Source organism: Haloarcula sp. CGMCC 1.6347, assembly GCF_037078395.1.
GTDB lineage: Archaea > Halobacteriota > Halobacteria > Halobacteriales > Haloarculaceae > Haloarcula > Haloarcula amylolytica.
On record NZ_JAYMGX010000006.1, the window covers coordinates 1 to 19,986 of the forward strand.

Annotated in this window: 22 protein-coding genes, 1 rRNA gene and 3 pseudogenes; 12 read left to right on the top strand and 14 right to left on the bottom strand. The window is 55.4% G+C overall.

The genetic code is table 11. From position 1 onward, the window contains the following. Window positions 1-65, bottom strand: a 16S ribosomal RNA gene (locus tag VI340_RS19460); the annotation flags it as partial. A gap of 728 nt (window positions 66-793) precedes the next feature. Next, a pseudogene (locus tag VI340_RS19465) lies at window positions 794-1,186 on the bottom strand (cell division control protein Cdc6); the annotation flags it as partial. Between VI340_RS19465 and VI340_RS19470 the strand changes: the two are divergent. Further along, a pseudogene (locus tag VI340_RS19470) lies at window positions 1,184-1,279 on the top strand (IS1595 family transposase); the annotation flags it as partial. The pseudogenes VI340_RS19465 and VI340_RS19470 sit on opposite strands and share 3 nt — an antisense overlap. A gap of 190 nt (window positions 1,280-1,469) precedes the next feature. On the opposite strand, the gene VI340_RS19475 reads toward VI340_RS19470, so the two are convergent. From VI340_RS19475 to VI340_RS19485, 3 genes are all read right to left on the bottom strand, one after another. Next, window positions 1,470-1,700: a hypothetical protein gene (locus VI340_RS19475; RefSeq protein WP_014030570.1), complete on the bottom strand. Its 231-nt coding sequence runs from the start codon at window positions 1,698-1,700 to the stop codon at window positions 1,470-1,472. 184 nt (window positions 1,701-1,884) lie between these two features. Then, window positions 1,885-2,175, bottom strand: a complete 291-nt coding sequence (locus VI340_RS19480) for an ArsR/SmtB family transcription factor (RefSeq protein WP_008308706.1) — start codon at window positions 2,173-2,175, stop codon at window positions 1,885-1,887. Between the two features lie 67 nt (window positions 2,176-2,242). Further along, window positions 2,243-2,551, bottom strand: coding sequence for a hypothetical protein (locus tag VI340_RS19485; protein WP_008308705.1), 309 nt, complete (start codon window positions 2,549-2,551; stop codon window positions 2,243-2,245). 1,592 nt (window positions 2,552-4,143) lie between these two features. Here VI340_RS19485 and VI340_RS19490 point away from each other — a divergent pair. The 4 genes from VI340_RS19490 (at window position 4,144) to VI340_RS19505 (ending at window position 7,922) form a co-directional block, all read left to right on the top strand. Beyond that, on the top strand, window positions 4,144-4,476 hold the full coding sequence (locus VI340_RS19490; RefSeq protein ID WP_008308704.1) for a hypothetical protein: 333 nt from the start codon (window positions 4,144-4,146) through the stop codon (window positions 4,474-4,476). Between the two features lie 5 nt (window positions 4,477-4,481). Next, window positions 4,482-5,087, top strand: a complete 606-nt coding sequence (locus tag VI340_RS19495) for an FAD:protein FMN transferase (protein ID WP_008308703.1) — start codon at window positions 4,482-4,484, stop codon at window positions 5,085-5,087. Between the two features lie 100 nt (window positions 5,088-5,187). Beyond that, a complete protein-coding gene (locus VI340_RS19500) occupies window positions 5,188-5,616 on the top strand; it encodes a universal stress protein (RefSeq protein WP_336359040.1) in 429 nt (142 codons plus the stop codon). A gap of 125 nt (window positions 5,617-5,741) precedes the next feature. Continuing rightward, entirely contained in the window at window positions 5,742-7,922 is a 2,181-nt protein-coding gene (locus VI340_RS19505; RefSeq protein ID WP_008308700.1) for a heavy metal translocating P-type ATPase, read from the top strand. A gap of 111 nt (window positions 7,923-8,033) precedes the next feature. On the opposite strand, the pseudogene VI340_RS19510 reads toward VI340_RS19505, so the two are convergent. Then, window positions 8,034-9,010: pseudogene (locus VI340_RS19510) on the bottom strand (IS1595 family transposase). A gap of 309 nt (window positions 9,011-9,319) precedes the next feature. On the opposite strand from VI340_RS19510, the gene VI340_RS19515 reads away from it, so the two are divergent. Both VI340_RS19515 and VI340_RS19520 read left to right on the top strand, forming a co-directional pair. Continuing rightward, window positions 9,320-9,571: an AbrB/MazE/SpoVT family DNA-binding domain-containing protein gene (locus tag VI340_RS19515; RefSeq protein ID WP_004965070.1), complete on the top strand. Its 252-nt coding sequence runs from the start codon at window positions 9,320-9,322 to the stop codon at window positions 9,569-9,571. Beyond that, window positions 9,572-10,006: a PIN domain-containing protein gene (locus VI340_RS19520; RefSeq protein ID WP_336359041.1), complete on the top strand. Its 435-nt coding sequence runs from the start codon at window positions 9,572-9,574 to the stop codon at window positions 10,004-10,006. 46 nt (window positions 10,007-10,052) lie between these two features. On the opposite strand, the gene VI340_RS19525 is transcribed toward VI340_RS19520, so the two are convergent. Beyond that, window positions 10,053-10,340, bottom strand: coding sequence for a hypothetical protein (locus VI340_RS19525; protein ID WP_442905133.1), 288 nt, complete (start codon window positions 10,338-10,340; stop codon window positions 10,053-10,055). A 13-nt stretch (window positions 10,341-10,353) separates the two neighbouring features. On the opposite strand from VI340_RS19525, the gene VI340_RS19530 reads away from it, so the two are divergent. Next, entirely contained in the window at window positions 10,354-10,677 is a 324-nt protein-coding gene (locus VI340_RS19530) for a hypothetical protein (protein ID WP_336331040.1), read from the top strand. A 207-nt stretch (window positions 10,678-10,884) separates the two neighbouring features. Here VI340_RS19530 and VI340_RS19535 read toward each other — a convergent pair whose 3' ends face one another. Then, entirely contained in the window at window positions 10,885-12,231 is a 1,347-nt protein-coding gene (locus VI340_RS19535) for an orc1/cdc6 family replication initiation protein (RefSeq protein ID WP_008308684.1), read from the bottom strand. Window positions 12,232-13,252: 1,021 nt separating this feature from the next. Here VI340_RS19535 and VI340_RS19540 point away from each other — a divergent pair. Then, window positions 13,253-13,435: a hypothetical protein gene (locus tag VI340_RS19540; RefSeq protein ID WP_008308683.1), complete on the top strand. Its 183-nt coding sequence runs from the start codon at window positions 13,253-13,255 to the stop codon at window positions 13,433-13,435. A gap of 365 nt (window positions 13,436-13,800) precedes the next feature. Here VI340_RS19540 and VI340_RS19545 read toward each other — a convergent pair whose 3' ends face one another. Continuing rightward, complete coding sequence (locus VI340_RS19545; protein ID WP_008308682.1) at window positions 13,801-14,490, bottom strand: hypothetical protein; 690 nt, start codon at window positions 14,488-14,490, stop codon at window positions 13,801-13,803. Between the two features lie 13 nt (window positions 14,491-14,503). Continuing rightward, window positions 14,504-15,169 carry a helix-turn-helix domain-containing protein gene (locus VI340_RS19550; protein WP_336331041.1) on the bottom strand — a complete coding sequence of 222 codons (666 nt, stop codon included), beginning with the start codon at window positions 15,167-15,169 and terminating at the stop codon, window positions 14,504-14,506. 339 nt (window positions 15,170-15,508) lie between these two features. On the opposite strand from VI340_RS19550, the gene VI340_RS19555 reads away from it, so the two are divergent. The 3 genes from VI340_RS19555 to VI340_RS19565 are packed head-to-tail and all read left to right on the top strand — an operon-like array spanning window position 15,509 to window position 16,845. Next, complete coding sequence (locus tag VI340_RS19555) at window positions 15,509-16,024, top strand: hypothetical protein (protein ID WP_336359042.1); 516 nt, start codon at window positions 15,509-15,511, stop codon at window positions 16,022-16,024. Beyond that, complete coding sequence (locus tag VI340_RS19560; protein ID WP_336359043.1) at window positions 16,011-16,586, top strand: ATP-binding protein; 576 nt, start codon at window positions 16,011-16,013, stop codon at window positions 16,584-16,586. The genes VI340_RS19555 and VI340_RS19560 overlap by 14 nt, the downstream gene beginning before the upstream one ends. Beyond that, a complete protein-coding gene (locus VI340_RS19565) occupies window positions 16,561-16,845 on the top strand; it encodes a hypothetical protein (RefSeq protein WP_336331034.1) in 285 nt (94 codons plus the stop codon). The genes VI340_RS19560 and VI340_RS19565 overlap by 26 nt, the downstream gene beginning before the upstream one ends. Before the next feature lie 118 nt (window positions 16,846-16,963). On the opposite strand, the gene VI340_RS19570 is transcribed toward VI340_RS19565, so the two are convergent. The 4 genes from VI340_RS19570 to VI340_RS19585 all read right to left on the bottom strand — a co-directional run bounded on the left by VI340_RS19570 (window position 16,964) and on the right by VI340_RS19585 (window position 19,866). Then, a complete protein-coding gene (locus VI340_RS19570; RefSeq protein ID WP_008308679.1) occupies window positions 16,964-18,193 on the bottom strand; it encodes an RNA-guided endonuclease InsQ/TnpB family protein in 1,230 nt (409 codons plus the stop codon). An 8-nt stretch (window positions 18,194-18,201) separates the two neighbouring features. Beyond that, on the bottom strand, window positions 18,202-18,345 hold the full coding sequence (locus VI340_RS19575; RefSeq protein WP_008308678.1) for a DUF2080 family transposase-associated protein: 144 nt from the start codon (window positions 18,343-18,345) through the stop codon (window positions 18,202-18,204). A 150-nt stretch (window positions 18,346-18,495) separates the two neighbouring features. Continuing rightward, window positions 18,496-18,636, bottom strand: coding sequence for a hypothetical protein (locus tag VI340_RS19580; RefSeq protein WP_336359044.1), 141 nt, complete (start codon window positions 18,634-18,636; stop codon window positions 18,496-18,498). A 576-nt stretch (window positions 18,637-19,212) separates the two neighbouring features. Then, complete coding sequence (locus tag VI340_RS19585; RefSeq protein ID WP_336359045.1) at window positions 19,213-19,866, bottom strand: potassium channel family protein; 654 nt, start codon at window positions 19,864-19,866, stop codon at window positions 19,213-19,215. Window positions 19,867-19,986: the final 120 nt, after the last annotated feature.

Consider the following 19,986-nt stretch of genomic DNA (forward strand, 5'->3'; position numbering starts at 1 on the left):
TCGTGCAACTAGCATGGCTAAATCGGACTCCGATAGCAATGGCCTCCGGCAGGATCAACCGGAATGTGCTGATATACATCAGCGGCGGAAGTGGTTGCACTCCGTCGGAAGCAAACACACTGGTTCCTACGCCAGTGTTGACTACTGCATGGGTCCGTGGGCTCACATCAGATTCCATCTTGACGGCGGACCGCAGGGGTGGAATCCTCATACACGAACACGAAGCCTCGGTGGCCTCGCGTTCTAAGCGAGTGACCCAGGCCACCACGACGGTGGCGTTGGGGTGTCGTTCCGAGAGCGCTTCCCGGCGCGACCTTCGCATTACATCCGATGGGAGGGGAGTATATAAATGGACGGTCTCGAATCCACCATGTTCAGGCACCACACAGAACATGTGTCGCATACACACTAGAGAAATAGCCACATTGTCTAATCCAATACAACCATCATATCATTCAGGTAAGATATTGAGTACATAGCTGGCGACGATGAGAAATCCTCGCGAGATCGGGTTACGCTGGCTCATGAAGATGTTGCGTTTTACGACCCGAACTACTACCAGATACAACTCATTCGAACTGCTGAGAGCGTTCTCTCGTCACTTGGATTTGACCGGACGGACATCCAGCCACATTACAGAAACTCGAGATACGACCCTGAGCGAGTGGTCATAGTCCAAGAGAGCTACCAGTCCTGCAATACACCGTTAGTTCATGTGAAGACAATACCGAAACACACCACTGTTTCCGCAGCTACACACCACCATTTCCGAAGCTATTGGTGAAAGCGTGATTCAGTAATTCGAAAGATTTGCTTGCAGCATATTGTTGTCTTCAGCGGTTGATTGGATGATATTCGCGACTTCTTCGAATCGCAAGGTCGACAGCTAGACATCAAGGACGGCTTTGAGCGGAACATCAAGTTCGTATTCGTGATAGCGACCAGCGGAAAGACCTTCATTGCGCTCGTACACGCTGATGAGTCCGAGCATATTCATATCCGATAGATGGTCACGGACACGCCGTTCGCTAACGCTATCGGCATCGAGCCGGTCGTAAAGGTCACGAGAACGAATAGGAACTTCGTCAAGCGCCTGGTGATATGCAAGCGCACACAAGACAGCGTGTCCCTGTGTCGTAAGTTCTTGCATACCCCCGTAGAGCTGGTTCTTTTCGAGTTCATCCTCACACCCTGTCTCAGAGCGTTACTGCTTCGAAAATGCGTCCGCCGAAAACCCGGCGACGAAGCGCTCAAAATCATCCTTGAAACAGCGCTATGACGCCACCAACAATCGCTTACCCAAGAGCGTTATTTATTTGAAACAACCCGACGTCCGAGCGGTCGTCCGCCATACCGCTGCCCGAACTGCGGAGGCGACCGGTGACACCGACTTCGAGAGAGTCCGTCTAATCGGTGAACGAAATCAGTCTATGAAATCCTTCTCATAGATCTGAAAAATTGATGCGAACTCAGGTCTGGCTCTGATAGAGAAGAACTAAAATGGCAAGTCCGATGAAGAAGTCCGGGAGAAACACGAACGCGCCGATGTTTGGGCGAGGTCGGAAGCCGAAGACATTGTGTACTACTGGATTTGACGTACCCGCGTATAGGAGCAGCGCGAGGCTTAGCACAAGCAGGCTTGCTGTGTACTTGTTCGGAAGGTCGCGATAAAGCTGCATGTAGATGGCTGCGAGTGCCACCAGTAACACGAGGTTTAGAGTTGTAAAGAAAACCTCCATCCGAATGAGCAGTTCAACTTGGGAGGACAGCGCCCTCGACGGAGGGCCATGGGATGGAACTGATGTGAAGAGTGCGACTAGGAGTGCGATACCACTCGCGGCGGTCGCACTCGCTACTGTCGTTCCAAGTGGACTCTTGATCCAGTTACGAATCATCATCAACTCCGGCCTGTTCCGCCACGTCTTCCATGATGTCGAGGTTGTTCATCATTCGGTCTGAGAGGAAGTACATCTGCCCGTAATTGTCGCCCTCCGTGGTCACGATATTGCTCTCTTCGAGGACTTCGAGGTGGTGCTGCACTGTTTTGTAGTTCAGATCTAGGTCATTCGACAATTGGTTGGTGTTTCGTGGCTGGTCATTGAGTGCGCGGAGGATACGAAGCCGATTGCGGCCTCCACGAGACCCACCAATGAGCCACCAGAGCAACTGCCGCATCTATTGAGTATTCATTTGGTCGGTGCAAATACATTCTGTCTCGGTCCGAACGATACTATACCCCGAATTAGTCACTGATCCAGGAGATAATCCGATCAGCGATTTCACCGTTATTGTCGTCTTGCATCATGAGATGTGTATTTCCGGATATCCCTTCGTCTGGAAGGCTAAGCAGCGTCGATGCGGGACTTGTCTCTCCTGCGAACTCTGCAGTTGTCTGGGTCGCTTCCTTGCGACCAGTCTGCCCACGCTCGTCGACATAATCGCCATACACACCCATGAACGGTGCATCACCACCCATCTCCGCCACAGTTTGCGGGTCAGTCGGCGCACCGACCGGCTCAACTGCGACAATCCGTTCAACGAGGTCCGGCATAGCTTGTGCAACCGTGAATCCGGAACTACCGCCCGCTGAGTGAACGAGCAGCACTGCCGGACCAACACGATCGAGAAGCGCCTCTAGGGCGGCAGTCTCTTGGGATGGTGTGAACCGGCTCCCACCGCCACCTCCGGTAGTCGACCCAGTCTGGGTTCCAGCTGTGGTCTCAGTGGAATCCGCAGGTGTGGGGTTCTGGTCGCTGCCACGTCCACCCGTCTGGCTTCCACTTTGTCTACCGCCACCTCCGCCACCAGTGCTAACGTATGCGGGGAATGACGCAACGAGTTGGCCGACCGACTCGACCGGGTATCGAACGTCCTCGTATGGGTCACCGGCTTCAGGTCCGAACCCCCACGTCGGCCAGGCTCGATCGATAGACCACCGGGAGAGTGACACAGAGTCAGAGTTCTGGAGGGCAGCAGTGTCTAAGCCACCTGAATCGACGTTTCGAGGCGGGTTAAATACATACACTGGATGGCCAGCTTCGGCAAAGTACTCCACCCAGCCGCGTCGACCGTCAGGTGTCGTCCGGTAAATGTACGGTGACAACCCAAGGCCGGGCACCATTACGACGGGTGACTTGTCAGTGGCTGTTTCGGGCTGTGTATATACGACTTCAGCACGTCCGTCGATGACCGTACTACTGCTTGTGTTTGCGTTGCCGACGTAGAAATTACCGAACGTCGGAGAGTCGTCATTCTGTTGTTCAGATTGCGGAGAGGCCTCAGAAGCGGACTGTGTATTGGTGTTCGGTCCGCTGTTGTCGGTTGTGCTATTGCACCCTGCGATAGTCGCAGCAAGTGCGACCCCAGTTGCGCGAAGAAACGCTTTCCGAGAGATACCCGATGACATACAGATCGTACTGGCCGGGGATCTGACTTAGTCGATTGCCGAAATCGGCCACAGGTTAGGCACAAATTCATTCCAGTTCATGCAGAACGCCCGATATTGACAGATGATAGTACGTTGAGGGAACTACTGTGTCGCTCAGAGCATATACATTGAGAGCACCGGTCTCAGCTTCTGGCTCAGTTGTGATGTTGAGACTATAGCGAGTTTAGCAGGGCTGTGAAGCGTGGATTTGACCGATTCGGTCAGCGGAAACTGCCCAGATGGCTCTCCAAGCGGCCATTCTTGTCACACACCCATCCATATGGACAAATTTTCGAGACTTCCAGCAGCGTAGCCACTCAGACGGCGCGCTAACCCGAACAGAGTACCTCACTACCCGATCCCGGTTTCCTTCTTCAGTAGCGTCAGCGTGTTGTCCGCTGTAATCACCGGTGAGTGCTCATACTCGCCAGTCAATCCGGCTTGGATGAGGAGATCGATAGCGCGCCAGATCGAGTACGCTTCATTCCGTACGCAGGGCAAACAGGGGATTGCCAGTAGTGCCAGTTGCTCGATAACGAAGTCACATACATACTCAGAATCCACCTCGCGCTCTGAATCGATTCGATAGCCGTACGAAAATTCGATGGTTGGACGCGAACGCCTTACTAAGCCTGTCTCAACCCTCTATCTGCAATGGCAGAATGCAACGACCGCCACGCCGAAGATAGCGGTTCTAAACAGAGGGGTAGCTAATTATGCGCGTTCCTGTCCCGAAGAACAAACTCGTCGCATTCACTCTCGTCGGTGCGCTCCTCACAGCTGGTGTCGCTGGAGCCCTTGCTCTGCCCGGCGGCGGCCTCGCACAGGCTGGCGAGCAACCTAACTCACCAGATACGCCTGCGTCAGACGACTCACAACAGGTTACTGCGGATGCGCCGACGCCGAATCAGGAGTTCACCCCAGCAGCCCAGACACAGTCCGGATACGAGGACGAAGAACACGAGGAGTATGAAGAGGACGACGAGGATGAAGACGAAGAGGAACACGGGAACGAAGAACATGAGGAAGAACACGAAGAGGAAGAGTGACTGAGATGACGGGTCCGCTCGCATCGGTCTATGAACGGTTCGGGAACACCTACCGCGAGTTCGAGTGTTGTGACACGACGTTTCGGATTCAGGCGATGGGCGTTCGGGCCGAGGCTGGGGCAACTGCGACCCGAAAAACGGCTGAATCACTCGAAGCCCAGCTGAACACCTTCGATGCGGCGAGTGCCGTCAACCAGCTCAACCGTGAAGGAGAAGTCAGGAACGAACACGTTGTCCGAATCGTTCGCCGTGGAATCGAATACAACGACCGAACCGGCGGGGTGTTCGATATTCACCAGGGCCGCGTCGAACAAGGCCTCAAAACGTTCTTGCGTGATGACAGTGAGACACTACCAACAGAGTTTGATACCGGAACTGACGATTCGCATGCGACGATCACGTTCTCGGCGCCAGGCGAGGAAGCTGAGGACGCTGAGGCCCCAGAGAGGACGAAGATACCGAGACTGACGTACTGTTCGAAGAGTTGCGTGAGTGGCATGCTTCAGGCGATGGACGCTTCGAGTGTGAACTACTCGGAGGTCGATACAACCAAATCGAGGGAGCAGGTTGTCAAAACGATTGGCGTTCAACCGTCGAATCCAAACGAGTGATGCTCCCCAACCCGATTCATCTGAACGCTCCAAGACGAATCGTCGTCGCACAACCCACTGAGCAGTACATTCATTTCAATTCAGCATCAAATAGTTTCTCATGCCTGTCAACGTTCTCATCGCCTTCGACGGCTCCCCGCTTTCAGAGCGGGCGCTCACATACGCTATCGAGACCTTCCCGGACGCGCCCATCACCTCGATTTACGTTATCAATCCTCTCGACTCCGTTATCGATGTGGAGGCTGGCGGCTTACCAGTTGCCGAGGACTGGTACGACAATGCCAAAGAACGAGCAACCAGAATCCACGCGACGGCTACGGACCTCGCGGCGGAACGTGATACCGAACTCGTTACCGTCACGGAAGTCGGAAAACCGGGACGAGCAATCCTCGAATACGCTGACGACCACGATGTCAATCAGATCGTCATGGGCAGCCACGGCCGCTCAGGAATCGACCGTGCACTTCTCGGGAGCGTTGCCGAGACAGTTACCCGCCGAGCGCGAATCCCGATGACGATCATCAGCTGAAGCATTCGGACCGGGGGAGCAGACGAGAATCCACCGTGTGAAACACCCGCTTCGTACGCAGTCAGACAGAAACACAATGACAGACCGACAATACAAAACCATAGTACAGTACATAGGGATATCGCGTGACCGTTACTGAGTCGCCTCCGCTATCGACCTGTACCATCCAGATCGAACGACGAGGCGGTCGCGGCGAAGCGGGTGCGCGAGCTCTCGAACGCTACCTTGGAGACACACCCGGTGTCCACGATGTCGACGTCTCGTTCCGAACGGGGAACGTTCGAATCACCTACGACGAGAGCGTCACCTCGGGGGTGCAACTTCGAGAAGCGGTCCGCGACCGCAACGTCTCGATCGAGAACGAGCGCGACACGGCCCCCGACGAGGTGACCACACGCTCGGAACTCAGGCAGGAGGCCGTATTTGTCGGTCTAACCTTGCTCGGGATGGTAACCGGCCTCGCGACAGGATGGCTCAATGGCCCGCCACTCCTCATGTGGGGCGGCTACGGCGTCGCGTACGTCTTCGGCGGGTGGTACGGACTCAAAGGGGCCATCGAGACGCTGCGCCACCGTGCGGTCGACATCGACCTGTTGATGATCGTCGCCGCGCTCGGGGCGCTCTCGATCGGAGCACCCTTCGAGGGTGCGATGCTTCTCTTCCTGTTCTCGCTGTCGAACACGCTCCAACACTACGCAATCGGCCGCTCGCGGCGGGCGATCAAGTCGCTCGTCGAGATGCGACCGGACGAAGCGCAGGTCCTTCGTGACGGTGAGGAGGTCACAGTACCCATCGATGACATCGATGTCGGTGACGTGTTCGTCGTCCGCCCCGGTGACAAGATTGCGCTCGACGGCGTCGTCACGTCCGGCGAGGGAACGGTCGACCAGGCCTCGCTCACCGGCGAATCCGTCCCGGTACCGAAGGAACCCGACGACGAGGTGTTCGGCGGCACGATCAACGAGAGTGGGAGCCTCGAAATCGAAGTCACACGGCAGGCCCACGAGTCGGCGATCAGCCGCCTTATCACCATGGTCGAACAAGCCCAGAGCGAGAAGGCCCCGACACAGCGGCTCATCGACCGGCTCGAACAACCGTACGTCCTCGGGGTGTTCGGGCTCACAATCGCAGCTATCGCAATTCCACTCGCGCTCGGAAGTGAGTTCACGGGGACGTTCTACCGCGCGATGACACTCATGGTCGCCGCCTCGCCGTGTGCGGTCATCATCTCGACGCCCGCGGCAGTCCTCTCAGCAATCGCCTCCGGTGGCAGGCAGGGCGTGCTGTTCAAGGGAGGCGAACACGTCGAGACAGCAGCGAATATCGACGCAGTCGCCTTCGACAAGACCGGCACACTCACACAGGGCGACACGCAGTTGACCGACGTATTCGTCCGTGATAGTGCGGCGGACGAGACACTAACCGAGGACTCGCTTCTCTCGCTCGCGGCCGCAGTGCAGGCCCGCTCGGAGCATCACCTCGCTCGTGCGACCGTGGCGGCGGCAGACGAACGATCACTCGACACACCCGACGCCGCACGGTTTCAGTCGGTAGCCGGGAAGGGGGTTCGAGCTGACGTCGGCGAGGAAACCATCCATATCGGGAACCGGAGCTACTTCCAGACAGTTCTCGGAGACGAATCAGTCGACGGTCTCAAACCCGGCCTCAGCCGGCTCGAAACCTTAGAGGAAGAGGGAAAAACGAGCGTCCTCGTTGCCCGAGAGAGTCACGTCGACATCAGCGTCTTGGGGTGGCTTGCGTTCACCGATACCGTTCGCCCTGACGCGGCCGAGATGATCGACAAGCTCCGATCGCTCGGCGTGGAGCATATCGTCATGCTGACGGGCGATAACGAGCGCGTCGCACAGCGCATTGCCGACGAGGTCGGCATCGACGAAGTCCAGGCGGAACTGCTACCGGAAGAGAAAGTGGCGACGATCGAAGAGCTGGTCGAACAACACGAGAACGTAGCGATGGTCGGTGACGGTGTTAACGATGCCCCAGCCCTCGCCACAGCGACCCTCGGCATCGCGATGGGGGGTGCAGGGACTGATGTCGCACTCGATACTGCTGATGTGGTACTGATGGGCGATGATCTCAGCAAGATTCCCTACGTACTCGGCCTCGGCCGCAGGACTCGCCGAACACTCACCATCAATCTCGCCATCGCCTTCGGCGCGATTGCACTCATGGTCGGTACGATCCTCCTCCGTGGAATCCCGCTCCCGCTTGCCGTAGTCGGACACGAGGGGTCAACGGTTCTCGTCTCGCTAAACGGCCTTCGGTTGCTCGGCTTTCGTGGATGAGAAATTGGCCGGTGGGCAAGAGGCAGTCATCAACACAGAGGGCGAGTGAACAATCGAAAACACCTGCATTCGATGGACATTATTATTTCAAAAGGAGTCTCGCTCTCGCTCTTATGTAGAATTGTGGAAAGCCCCGATAACGAGACAATCAATGGTTGACTGGACGGATTCCCCAGCCAGGGTGAGGGAGCGAACGATGCCGAAGGTGTGAGCGGCCTGTTCCAAGCCCTGCTTGGACAGGCCGCGGAACTTCCGCAACTACGGCTGAACAAGCGAAAATAGGCACTCAGCCTGGTTAATATGGACGCCTTCTGGCGAAACGTACCTCCCTTTGTGTACGACCGTTCGGTGGTCAAAGTCCATCTGTCGGTATGCCTGGAGTCCGTCGGTCCAGACCTCTCCCAGCGGCTGGGAGAGGTCTTCAGCCTCCTGAATCACAGGCTCAAGATCACCTTCGTAATCAATACCCAGTTGGCCACGAATTACACGTAGCGAGTCGCGGCACGCCGCGACGAGTGTCAACTGATCACCGTGGCGGCCCCGCCAGCGTGATCGACCTGTCTGGGATGAGCCGCCGCGAGAACGGCTGTTCCGCGGCGGCTCTTGGCCTTTGTAGCCCGAGCAGACTCTGCCAGATTCGTCCACTTGTACGATCCATCGATAGTCTGGTCGAGGAGTCTCCAGACGGCGGGGAAGCCGCGCTGAACCGCGGCTTCCACCTCCCGAATCGCCGTGTGAACGGTTTTGTAGGCCCGATCGAGCAACGGTGCGATCTGGTTGATACTGAGCAACGTATCTGCGTAGAGCGTGAATGCGAGAAATACCTCGCCGCAGGTGAGGTGTTTCTCGTGAAACGGCGTTCCGTAGGTGTAGACCGGCTTGAAATTGCAGTCACGGCACCAGACGCGATCGAGATGCGGCCACGTTTGAACGGAGTTGTGCCCGCACCGTGGACAGGACGTATTCTCCCAGAATTCCTTGAGTCGCCGCTCGATCCGGGCATCGAGCGGCTCGGTGTCGATATCAACGACGCCCAGCTCGATCAGCTCTCGAAACGTTGCGCCGAACGCCGGCTGAGCAGAAGACATATTCCCAGATTATGGCCGGCTCAGTGTAACTACAGGGTCTTTCCGTAGCTCTACACAAGAGCGGCAGCTACTATCTACTTTTGTTGGTTAAGTTGACCGAGTCGTTGCACCGCCCCGCACCGGGTTTCCGGTGATGCAGGCATATGCGTTAGGTGGATCACAAAATATAGCGCAAATGTTCCGTGGTCCAAGGGACGGTCCCCACCACTCTCGGAGTAAATCAATGACTTTCCATTGGAATCTCTCCTGTAGCGCAGGGTAGTGTGGCGACACACTAGGCTTTTCACAGACGATTACCTACTGAGAGATATGAGCAGCGACAGGATCGATGCCGAAAGTAAGGTGTCCGGGAATCAAGCAAACATCCCTGCCCGGATTCGACGTGAACTCGATATCGACGATGGTGACCAGCTCCGCTGGCAACTCGAAGACGACGGGAGCATCCGAGTGCAGGTCATCCAACAGCAAACGGGTACGTTCGCCGATTTTGACGGCTACGCTGGTGAGGAGTCGACCGATGTAACGAGCGATCACGACGCCTGGGGCGTCGACGTCGAGTAAATGCCTCGGGCACTCATCGATACGACAGTCCTCTTTGCCGCCGCATATCGGCGGGATGGATCCCACGACGTTGCGCTCCCGGTGCTCCAAGGCATCGACAATGGAACGCTTCCGGAAGCAGTCGTCCTCGACTACGTGCTCGCGGAAACGCTCAACGGCCTCACGACCCACGCCGGCCACGACGCAGCCGTCGATCTCCTTGATCGCATCGAAGAAAACGCCCGCTTCCACATCGACTCCCTCACCACCGACGCCCTCGCGACAGGGAAGGCCCTCTTTCGCCAACACGAACTCCTCTCCTTCGTCGATGCCTGCATTATCGCGTATATGCAAACCGAGGGACTCGGCTACCTGTATGCGTTTGATGACGATTTTGACGCTGTCGAGGATGTCTATCGGCTCGATACAGCAACGAATCCCTACGACCCGAACTGACGCTGGCAGACGGCACGGCTGGCGACGACGGTCGGTCTCAGGATAGTCACATCTCGTAGTCAACCGCTAGCTCCTGATACTCGTCCCACTCCGGGAGCCGGTCGTCGTCGACCTCGCCGTGCGTCTCGAGGTAGCGCAGTAAGGCGTCGATTTCGGCTTCGAGGCCATACTTCGCCGCCTGCTCTCGGAGGTCCGCCTCGTGGGTGTCGACGCGGCTGAGCAGCAGTAAGCAGTACGAGCGGTGGCGGCTGCCGTCGTATATCATAAAGACGTGATAACACGAAATGTGGTTAACCAACAAATCTATGCCAATACGCGCTTTGTTGGTTAACACAAGCCAACCGCTAATCTCTCACGAGCCACCGACCCCGCCGGCGGACCTCCCGACAGATATCCTCAACACACTCAATGGCTACTCTCCAGACCAACTCCAGCACGTTGCACGCTACATCGAGGAGCTAGCAGAGCACAAAGCTTGCGAGGTCCGCCTCGAGGTGGACTCGGATGAGGACGAGGTTGACGAGCGGCAGGATGAGCTTCCGGACAACGTCCCGCCGAAAGCTACAGTCACGATCAAGGAGATCAACGACAACCGCTACTATTACTGGCAGTGGCGGGAAGGCGATAAGGTAATCTCCAAATATAAAGGGCCAGTCAACCCGGACGAATAAGACGACAACTGTTGTTATTTCGTCGGATCACACCCCCCGTGTGCGAAGTGAATTCGCCGACAGAGTCGAGGTAGGGCTCCCCGTGTGCGATATGATTTTGGTCGCTTTCCGCGTGGACCCCGTGTGAGAGATGAATTGACTGATGAGTCTAGAGGAGACACCCCGTGTGCGAAATGAATTTGGTGCCGCCGTCGGCGTCTCTTCGTGTTAGTTCCCTTCGAAGAAATCGTCTATCTGCGCGTTGACAACAGATTTGACAAGATCTTCCTCGTGTTCAGCACCCTCAAGTCGGAAGTCAGTCTGGAGTGTCTCGGCGACCACTTTCGGATCGTCGACAAATGTGTACTCCTTGTGGACACCACTGCCGTAGCCGCGCCCACGTTTCTCAGACGTGACGAAATTATAGGTTTCAGCCTCATTCATATATCGCAAATAGGAGTCGCGCGATTTTTCAGCAGCATCTAGAATGTCGGTGAGATACTGGTACACCCGGTAGGCAACCGTACTGGGGACAGCATTCAAATTTCGCTGCGAGTAAACAGGAACAATCGCGGTGGCGTAAAGTGAGAGTTTCTTCTGCGTTGATAATCCCTGCATCTGTGTTAGCGTTCGGTCCCGTTCGGCCTCTTTCTGAGCATCGCGAACATGCGCTTCACGGACCGCATCTTCTTCAGCTCGGTCGGCGATTTCACCCGCCTTTCGGAACAGATCGATTGCTTTCCGTGCGTCACCGTGATCCTGAGCAGCAAATGCGGCACTGATCGGAATAATTCCGTCCTCAAGGACGTTGTCTTGGTACGCGTCGCGACGGCGTTCGAGAATCGCCTGCAGTTGGTTCGCATCGTAGTCGGGAAAGACGACGTCCTGCGGATTGAACGAACTCTCTGCCCGGCCGTCGAGATCCTCCATGAACCGGGGGTCATTCGTAAGCGCAGCAACGGATACGTGCCCCTCGATGCGACCAAGCTGGGAGGCTCGCGACAGTTGGTAGAGCAGTTTCGAATACGCCGGCTCATCGTTCGGATCACGTTGCCGACCCACCAGGAGGTCGACCTCGTCGAGAATGATGATAGCTGAGTCGAAGTTGTTGCTCAAAATCTCGTAGAATCGATCAAGCTTCTGGTCAGTCGAAATCCCACTCTCTGGGACGCCGACGTCGACGCCAGCTTCTTCAGCCGCGTTCTTCACAAGTCGATAGACAGCCCGGTCGTGGGATTTGATCGTCTGGCAGTTGATTTTGATGACGCCGAACCGATCTCCTTGCGAGGTCGCGAGTTCGAGAACCTGCTGACAGACCGCATTGATGATGAGTGACTTGCCGGTTCCCGACGGCCCATACAGGAGCATATTGGGTGGTCGATTCCCCTGTAGTGCCGGTCGTAGGTAGGTGATGATGTCGTCCAGTTGGTCATCGCGACCGACAATCCGGTCCTCATCGATGACGGCATCCGGGTCGAGAAGTCCCTTATCTCGAAAGACAGAGTTCTGAACGCCCTCCTGAAGACGGCCTTTAATAGATTGTGAGAGGGATTCTTGATCGTCGCCGTCAGGCATGTTTGCGCAGTTAGGTCGAAACTATAAATAAATATTGATACCGTGTGCGAGGTTAAATCATCCGAATTCAAGAGGTAGAGTGTATTTAGGCGAGGGTCGTAGATGGAGTTGGGTAACCGCGGGCGAAATCAATTGGTCGTAGTCACCCCCCGTGTGCGATATGAAATCCCGAATAATTCATCAAACAGCTGTTGATGTCAAGGCGAGTCAAAAGAACTCGGCGGAGGCACCCCCCGTGTGCAAGATGAAATATCAGACGTAGTCTCGGGCCGGATAGTACCAAGAATATCTCTCGGCTATCCTGAGTGAGATGGGATCTCGTCACTAAGCTACCCCCACACCCCGTGTGCGATATGAATTTAGCGAGAGGGGGAACGGGGATGAATCATCTGAGGAACTTGGTATTCGCCCGGAGAACCCACGAAACGACATAGAACCGGCAAAGACCGTCAACCCACGAAAAAGCAAAGGTACAATTGAGAGTTGTTATGTCACGAGAGATACTATTCCGTTTCGACCGACTCTAGTACCAGTACGGATCTGGTTGACAGAGTAACTATGTAAAGATTGCCATAAGATGTAGTCATCTTAATATTGCTGTCTTTGAGATTTCTTTTCCATGAAATCGCGGATTTCTGGTGTTTCGTTGTCTATCTCTTCGACCACCCCTTCCCACTCTCCTCCCGATTTCATATTGCACACGGGGTGTGGGGGTTCGACCTCGTGACCCTCGAAATAACCAACAAACCCACTCCGAACCACTCTCGTGCTGGTTAAAGACGTAGACTCCGACGAGATTTCGTCGCGAGTCAACAACTCCGGCAACGACGATCCCCATGTCATTGAGCTGCTGGACCACGAGCAATCGGCCTTGGTGAGTTCAGTTCGGGATAGCTGTCGTGGTTCCTCGTCGCTACTCCATCCGTAAGCAACTGCCGAATCAACGAACGATCATTATCGGCCCAAATAGCGTCCTCGGCTCCAGGGAGGTTATATCATCTTCTCTGAAGTGAAGAATATTATGGACATGGCCGATAGGATTGTGTTACTCGGTTTTGCGGAGTTGGCCATCGACCTCGTAGAGCCAGCCACGGTCAAGAAGCCGATCGATCACGTATACTGCATCAGTGTGCTCCTCGATATGCTCAGACTCAGCCAGAAGGAACTCATGTGCTTCACTCTTGGAGAGTTCGTCAGTGCCTGAGGCGTACGCCCTCTCCAGTGTCTGGTAGGCACTTTGGATACAGTCTGGGAATGGGGGTTGACCTGTGTGTTTCATGGGCATAGTCAGTCAACTATACACTGTAATTGAGAGCCTGCAACTTTATTCCCCGGAGGGTTGGATAGGTAACTCTAATTTTGAGACTGAGACACTCTAAGTGTAAGATCTTGGTTACAGGGATAATCACGACCAACATTCTAGGGGCACATCGTATCCCTGCTGACAGACACGAATCAATAGTGTATCGTCCACAGTTCGAGCCCTGTGGGTAATTTCCTTATTCGCTTACGTACTGTGGTCAGCAATCATCGAACATTCAGTTGTTTCACGAGACGGCGCCAGGAACCTTACCGAAGTTGGTCTCGCTGCTCGGACAGGAACGAGACGAGGTCGTCGACCGCATCCGCTGGTAGCGTTTCCTGTCGGAAGACTCCCTTGAACGAGTCTTTGAAGCCGTCCTGCTGGAGTCGATCTAACACTATTTCGATCTGACCATCGAGCTTCTTCGGGTCACCTCGATGGACGTGCCGTTCGATACGGTCGAACTCCGCACGCGTGCTGATGACGACGAGGTCGCGGGTATCAGCTTTCCGGCCGCTGTGGAGTTTCATCGCGAAGAGGAGGGCTGGCTCCGGGATTCGACCATCGAGGTCTTCGGCGACGTCAAGCGATTCGACGGTGCTGTGTTCGTGGAGATAGCGATACGACCACTCCGCGTCCGTCTGTCGGCACCCCATCGCGTCGACGAGTGCCTCGAACTTGACTTCGTTATCTCCGACCTGCTTCGTGTACTGGACCATCCGACCGTCGTACTCGTTCGAGACGTCCTTCTCGAACTGCTTCTCGTACCCGAGGTCGCGAAGGAGCGAGTCGTACTCATCGAGTGCCGTGTCCGGAATTACGGTGTCGATGTCCGTCGTGAACCGCGTCTGGAACGCCGAGACCGCCCAGCCACCCACGAGAACGTACGGCAGTTCGGCGTCCCGTACCGCCCGATGCGTGTCGACGAGTTCGGATTGGCGCTCGGGGAGACTCATTTTATCAGCCCCGTTAGTCCCCGCTCATCGCGCTGTGGTGCGACGCGTCGACGTCCCTGTCGTACTCGTTGGCGATGATCTCCAAGGCGGGCTCGTATGCTGGACGGTTCTCCATCATCTGGTCGACGGCGGTATCCAACGGAATCACGGGGTTGCCGTCGACCCACTCGGCGTCGATACCGTCGGTCTTCGGAAACAACACGTAGTGGACGTTCCCGTCGACATCGCTGGCGTCCGGGCGCTCGTTGATCGTCGTGTCGACACCGAACTGCTGGAAGAACGCAATCCACCGTTCGATGTCACGGTCGTGGATTTCGATGAACACCGGGTAGTCGTCGTGACCGCGAGCGATCTGGTAGCCCCCGTGCGTCCAGACGTACGCAGCGTCGATCTCTGTGTACGCGAACTCCATGCCGGCGAAGTGCGGGATGACGTACGCGTCCTCCTGGGAGATGGTGTCGCGGCTGTACAACGCAGCAATCATCTCGGCGTACTGCTGACGCATTTCGTGGTCGACGATCTGGAGTCCACTATCGGTAATAGCGACAATTTCAGCGTCTTCTAACCGCTCGATCCAGTCGTACACCCACGAGTATGAGACGTCAATTTTACTCGCGACACGATTGATAGAATCGCCACGCTGAACTGCCAACACGATCTTCGCGGCCGTGGCGTCCATTAATTCGATCATTGTTGAAATTGCCTCCTAGTCTACGCCGGCGGTCTAGCTCTCAGTTATCGCTAGAGAGATAGTAATATATAGAACTTCCGGCTAGGTGCAGGAAATACATAGAATCTCGGAATAGAGGTTCCTAACCAACGCAGCACCCACCAATTACAAAGAGTCTCAACCGAGAGATTAGAATTCGAATAAACGGGGGTGAGAATCTCAGTCCAATTGACCTAGATTACCGCGATAATCATGACCTCACTACTGCTGATTCATCTCGGATATTGTAATCACGGCACATGATTTATGTTTGGAAATCTATTGGTTAGTTCTGAAGGTTAGAATTGAATGCAAATTGGGACGAAAATTTGGGATAGTGGGTGGGGAGCAGTCTTCCTAACCGTCTACACAGGCGTGGCCATCCAACTCCTCAGGCCAGAACCACTCTTCCTGAAAACACTGTCCGTCCTCCCGACAATACTGGTCATGTTCCTAGCCGATCGGCAGAACGACCGGCTAATCAACTCCTTCGCCGGAGGCGAACTGAGACGGTCCACAGACCAAATACAGAAAATCACGGGACACGACGACTTCTACGAATCCGCTTCCGAAGAACTCCAGAACCGAGTGGATGACTTCGACCGCCGCGCTTACCAGAAGAATATCTCTATCCTCGCAGGCTTGATTATTGCCTTGACCACTCCCTTCGTCGGGTTCTACCTCCGTGGTACTCTCGGACTGGGTATTGGGCTGGTCATCGGCCTTCTCGCTACTCAACTCCTGACCCGGCGGAGTATCCAGGAACTCAACAGACTCGCACAGAACATCAGTGAGCCGTATACAGCCAAATATGAAAATCAGTAGACTCCACATCGATGGGTTCGCGGTTGAGGACTACCAGAGAATCACGAAAGAGGATATCGCTGGTGGCGATCTCCTCCTCAAGGGCGGAAATCGTTCAGGTAAAACCCTGACAATTAACGCTCTTTTGTATGCACTCTACGGCCCCCAGGCTACACTCGGTATCCAGTCCGGGCGAACGAGCACAGTAGAAATCCAGTTCGATAACGGGCACCAACCCCATCGCGGTGGGGGAGGTCGCTCCTACGATGATGGTACAGAGGAAGTCGAAAAAGAAGCCGCTGAGGATCGCCTCGAAGAGCTAATCGGGCCAGAGGACATCACCACTCTCCAGTTCGTTCACTCCGAGACCGACAAACTCCCACTCTCTCGGCTCTCGAAACCACAACTGATTCAGTCTATCCGCCAGATAGTTGGGAGCAATCTTCAACAAGAACTTGAGGACTATCGAGACGAACGAGACTCTCTTGAGCAGGAGATCGAGCAGGTTAGACGTACCGAGCTGGCACCGGTTCAGCGAGAGTTGGAGGAAATTGATATTGGGCAGGTCAGAAAGCCGGCTTGAGAAAATCGAGAAGCTTCAGTCGCTTATTGACACCGGGCGAATCGAAATCATCAGAGATCGGCTCTTAGAAAACGAGGAACTCAACGAGGAACTACAGGACCTCTACGACCGGAAGCGAACGATAGAACAGGAACTCAGAAAGAAAGACCGCCAGTTGCGTGAGGCCCGCCGGTATACACAAGAGGTCAACGACCTCATCCTCAACGCGATTGAAGAGCTGTCTTGTCCTGTCTGTGACCAAGTTGTCGCGGAGAGCTAATCATAGGCTAGATCGAGGCAAGTGCCCACACTGTGGGCAAGATCGGTCTCTGGATGATCTGAAAACGAATCTTCGCAGCCGTGTTGAGTCCGCTGACGACACAGTGAACTACCCTACCCTACTCACTCGCCGCTGACGCGGCTCGTTCCTTGAGGGTAGGGCTTCCTGCTTCAACGACGCGCTTTGCAGACACCGAATTGGTATCCACAGGGAGCGCAGTCTCCACAGGCGTTGATTCGGAGTATCCCACTCCTACATCTTCGAGGCCGCGAGAAAGGATGTTCCATGCCGCGTTCGCGTCCCTGTCCGCCTCGAATCCGCAGGCTGGACAGGAGTGTTCACGGACCCACAACGGCTTGTCCGTCGAAACGCCGCACGACGCGCACTCCTTGGTCGTCCCGCTCGGGTTCACGGCGACGAAATGCGTGCCTTCGCGTTCGCACTTGTATTTGAGCATCCGCAGGAACGTTCCCCACGCCGCGCCTGCCCGCTTGCGCGAGTTGCCCGGCAGTTCGACCAAGCCCTTCGCGTCCAAGTCCTCTACGGCCACCAAGTCGTACTCGGTGGCGTAGTAGTTCGACAGTTTGTGAAGGAAATCACGACGCTTTCGCTTGAGGTCGGCGTGGCGTTCGGCTACAATCTTCCGCTGTTTCTCCCAATTTTCTGACCCGTGTTCCTTCCGCGATAGTTCCCGCTGTGCGTGTTCCAGCCGCTCGCGTTCGGTTGCGAGGTCTGGCGATTCGACGGCAGTTCCGTCGGTGTCGTGAGCGTACTTGAGAATCCCCACGTCGATTCCGACGCACTTCCCGGGATTCTCGGGCTTCGCAGGTGGAGAGTCAGGCGTTTCGATGCCGAGGACGGCGTACCATTTCCCGGTCGGTTCCTGCTTGATTGTGACGGTCTTAATATCAGCGTTGTCGGGCAGGTCACGGTGGAAGGTGAGCGGGATTTCTCCGAGTTTCGAGAGCCACAGTCGCGTCCGACCGCTCGTGTTTTTGAGCTTGAAGCCGGATTGACTGTACGTGAAACTGCGGTACTCGCCGGGTGCCTTCCAGTTGAGCGTCCCGACATGGTGGCCGTTCTCCTTGCGGCCACGGAGCGTGGAGAGGTTGTCGTACAGCCGTTGAACGACTTTCTGGAGAACCTTCGAGTGAACGTCTTTCAGGTCGGTCCACCACTTCTTGAGGTCGGGAAGCCGTTTTTGCTCGGAGTATGCCGAGGTATCGTCGTGTTGATTGAGTCGGTGGAGGAAGTGGTTGTAGACCTGTCTACAGGTATCTACAGTCCACGCTAACTGGTCTTCGAGAGCGTCGGACGGACGAAGCCGATACCTGTAGTTGTAGTTCATCTGTTGTGCTATTCGTCAGTGGCTTCGCTTGTCCGGACGATTTTCACATCCGCGCCACGCCAGTCCTTCGGAACGAGGACGTGAGCGCCGTTACCAGTCGCTTTCACCGTCCCGGTGATGACCTCGTGGCCTTCTATCTCGTGCCTGTCCATCAACCATGTTTATACTTCGTTTCAACATAAACGTGGCGGTGGGCCTGTGGGCCTGCCACCGAATCGTGTATGAGAACTGTGCGGCGCTGTATCCCCTCCCTACTCGCTCCCTTCGGTCGCTCCTTGAGGAAGGGGCCTTAGCGCCTCAATTCAGGTAAACAGCGGGATGATGATGAGCCGGAGTGTAAAGAACCCGAGCGCGATGCCGGAGATCTGTGTCGCTGCAACGAACAAGAACATCAATGGATGGCTCCAGATACCCGAATCTTGGCCGTATCCAGTCGTTGTCATTGTCTGGACGATAAATTCGAACGACGCGAATATCGATTGGTTGACCCCCTCTAATTGTGCCAGCGCGAAATTATACGTGACCGTATAGACAACAATCAATGCAGCGAGCCCGGTGAGATAATAGGTGACGAGGCGGTCTCGCCGAGAAAGCTGGATATTAGTCAGTCGTTTCAGAGGGTCAACCATCGGTGGGTGCTACCAGTATAGTTGTTATGATTTGAAAAGAGTACCTGATACTATTTCAACTTATATAGTCTTGGGTATACTCAATGGCGGATGTGAGCCCTCGTGGCAGGGCCACTGGCCACTCCCAAACAATCGTTAAATAGGCTCGTGAGGATCTCAGGTACCTCGACCCTGAAACCGACTTGTGACGTCCACCCCTGGGTTCATGCCGGTACTTTTTGTACCGCAGGTGGAATATTTGCTGGGTTACGATACGACCTGTTCTCTGAAGAAATATTCCGATAGCCTGGTCGAAAGCTGTGCGATGGCTGAACCGCACAGAAGTCGCCTATCGGTTATATATAGAATTCCAATCACTCGTGGTTGTACTCTGTCTTAATCTCTATAATGCTAGCCACGCATGAGATTCAGCACTTCATCGACCACGTCGGTTTCGACGGCGAGAATATAGCGCTCATCAGGTTCCAGCACCGTATCAGCTCCTGCGAGTTCCGTCCGGTCCGCCGTCGAGATCAGCAGGCTTCCGGACGGAAGAGCGATTTCATCGAGACGGCGCCCCGCAACAGGGGCCGATGGGGAGACGTTCACCTCGATGATATCGAGATCGGCAGTCGGAAAGACAAGCGTCCGGATATCCTCGCCGGTCAGTATATCTGCCGCATAGTCGCCACCGAGATACTCGGGTAGCAGCGTCGCATCCACCACCTCGTCGTACTCCTGCTCCGTCCCCGTCTCTGCCCTTGCAATGGTCCGAATCGATGGGGCGTACTGCTGGGCCTCCATACAGATTGCGAGGTTCGTGCCCGGTTGGTCAGTGAGTGCGGCGATGGCGTCCGCATCGGCTATGTCAGCCTGTTCAAGAATCGACGGGCGTGTGGCGTCGCCGTGGATAACGGGGCCGATGTACGCATCGGACAATGTCTCAACACGCTCCTCGTCGGATTCGATTAGCAGTACGTCGTGACCCTGATCCGCGAGATTCTCGGCGGTCTGTTTCCCGACACGGCCGCCACCGGCGATGACGAATCGCTTTGTTCGGGTCATTGCAGTATTGTTTAAAAGGCGTCATCTTCAATGTCCCGGCAGTTCTAATGGGTCGAGAATACCACCTATTGTGCCTGGGACAGGCTATGATAAGCTTTTAAGAAATCCACTCACCGTTCT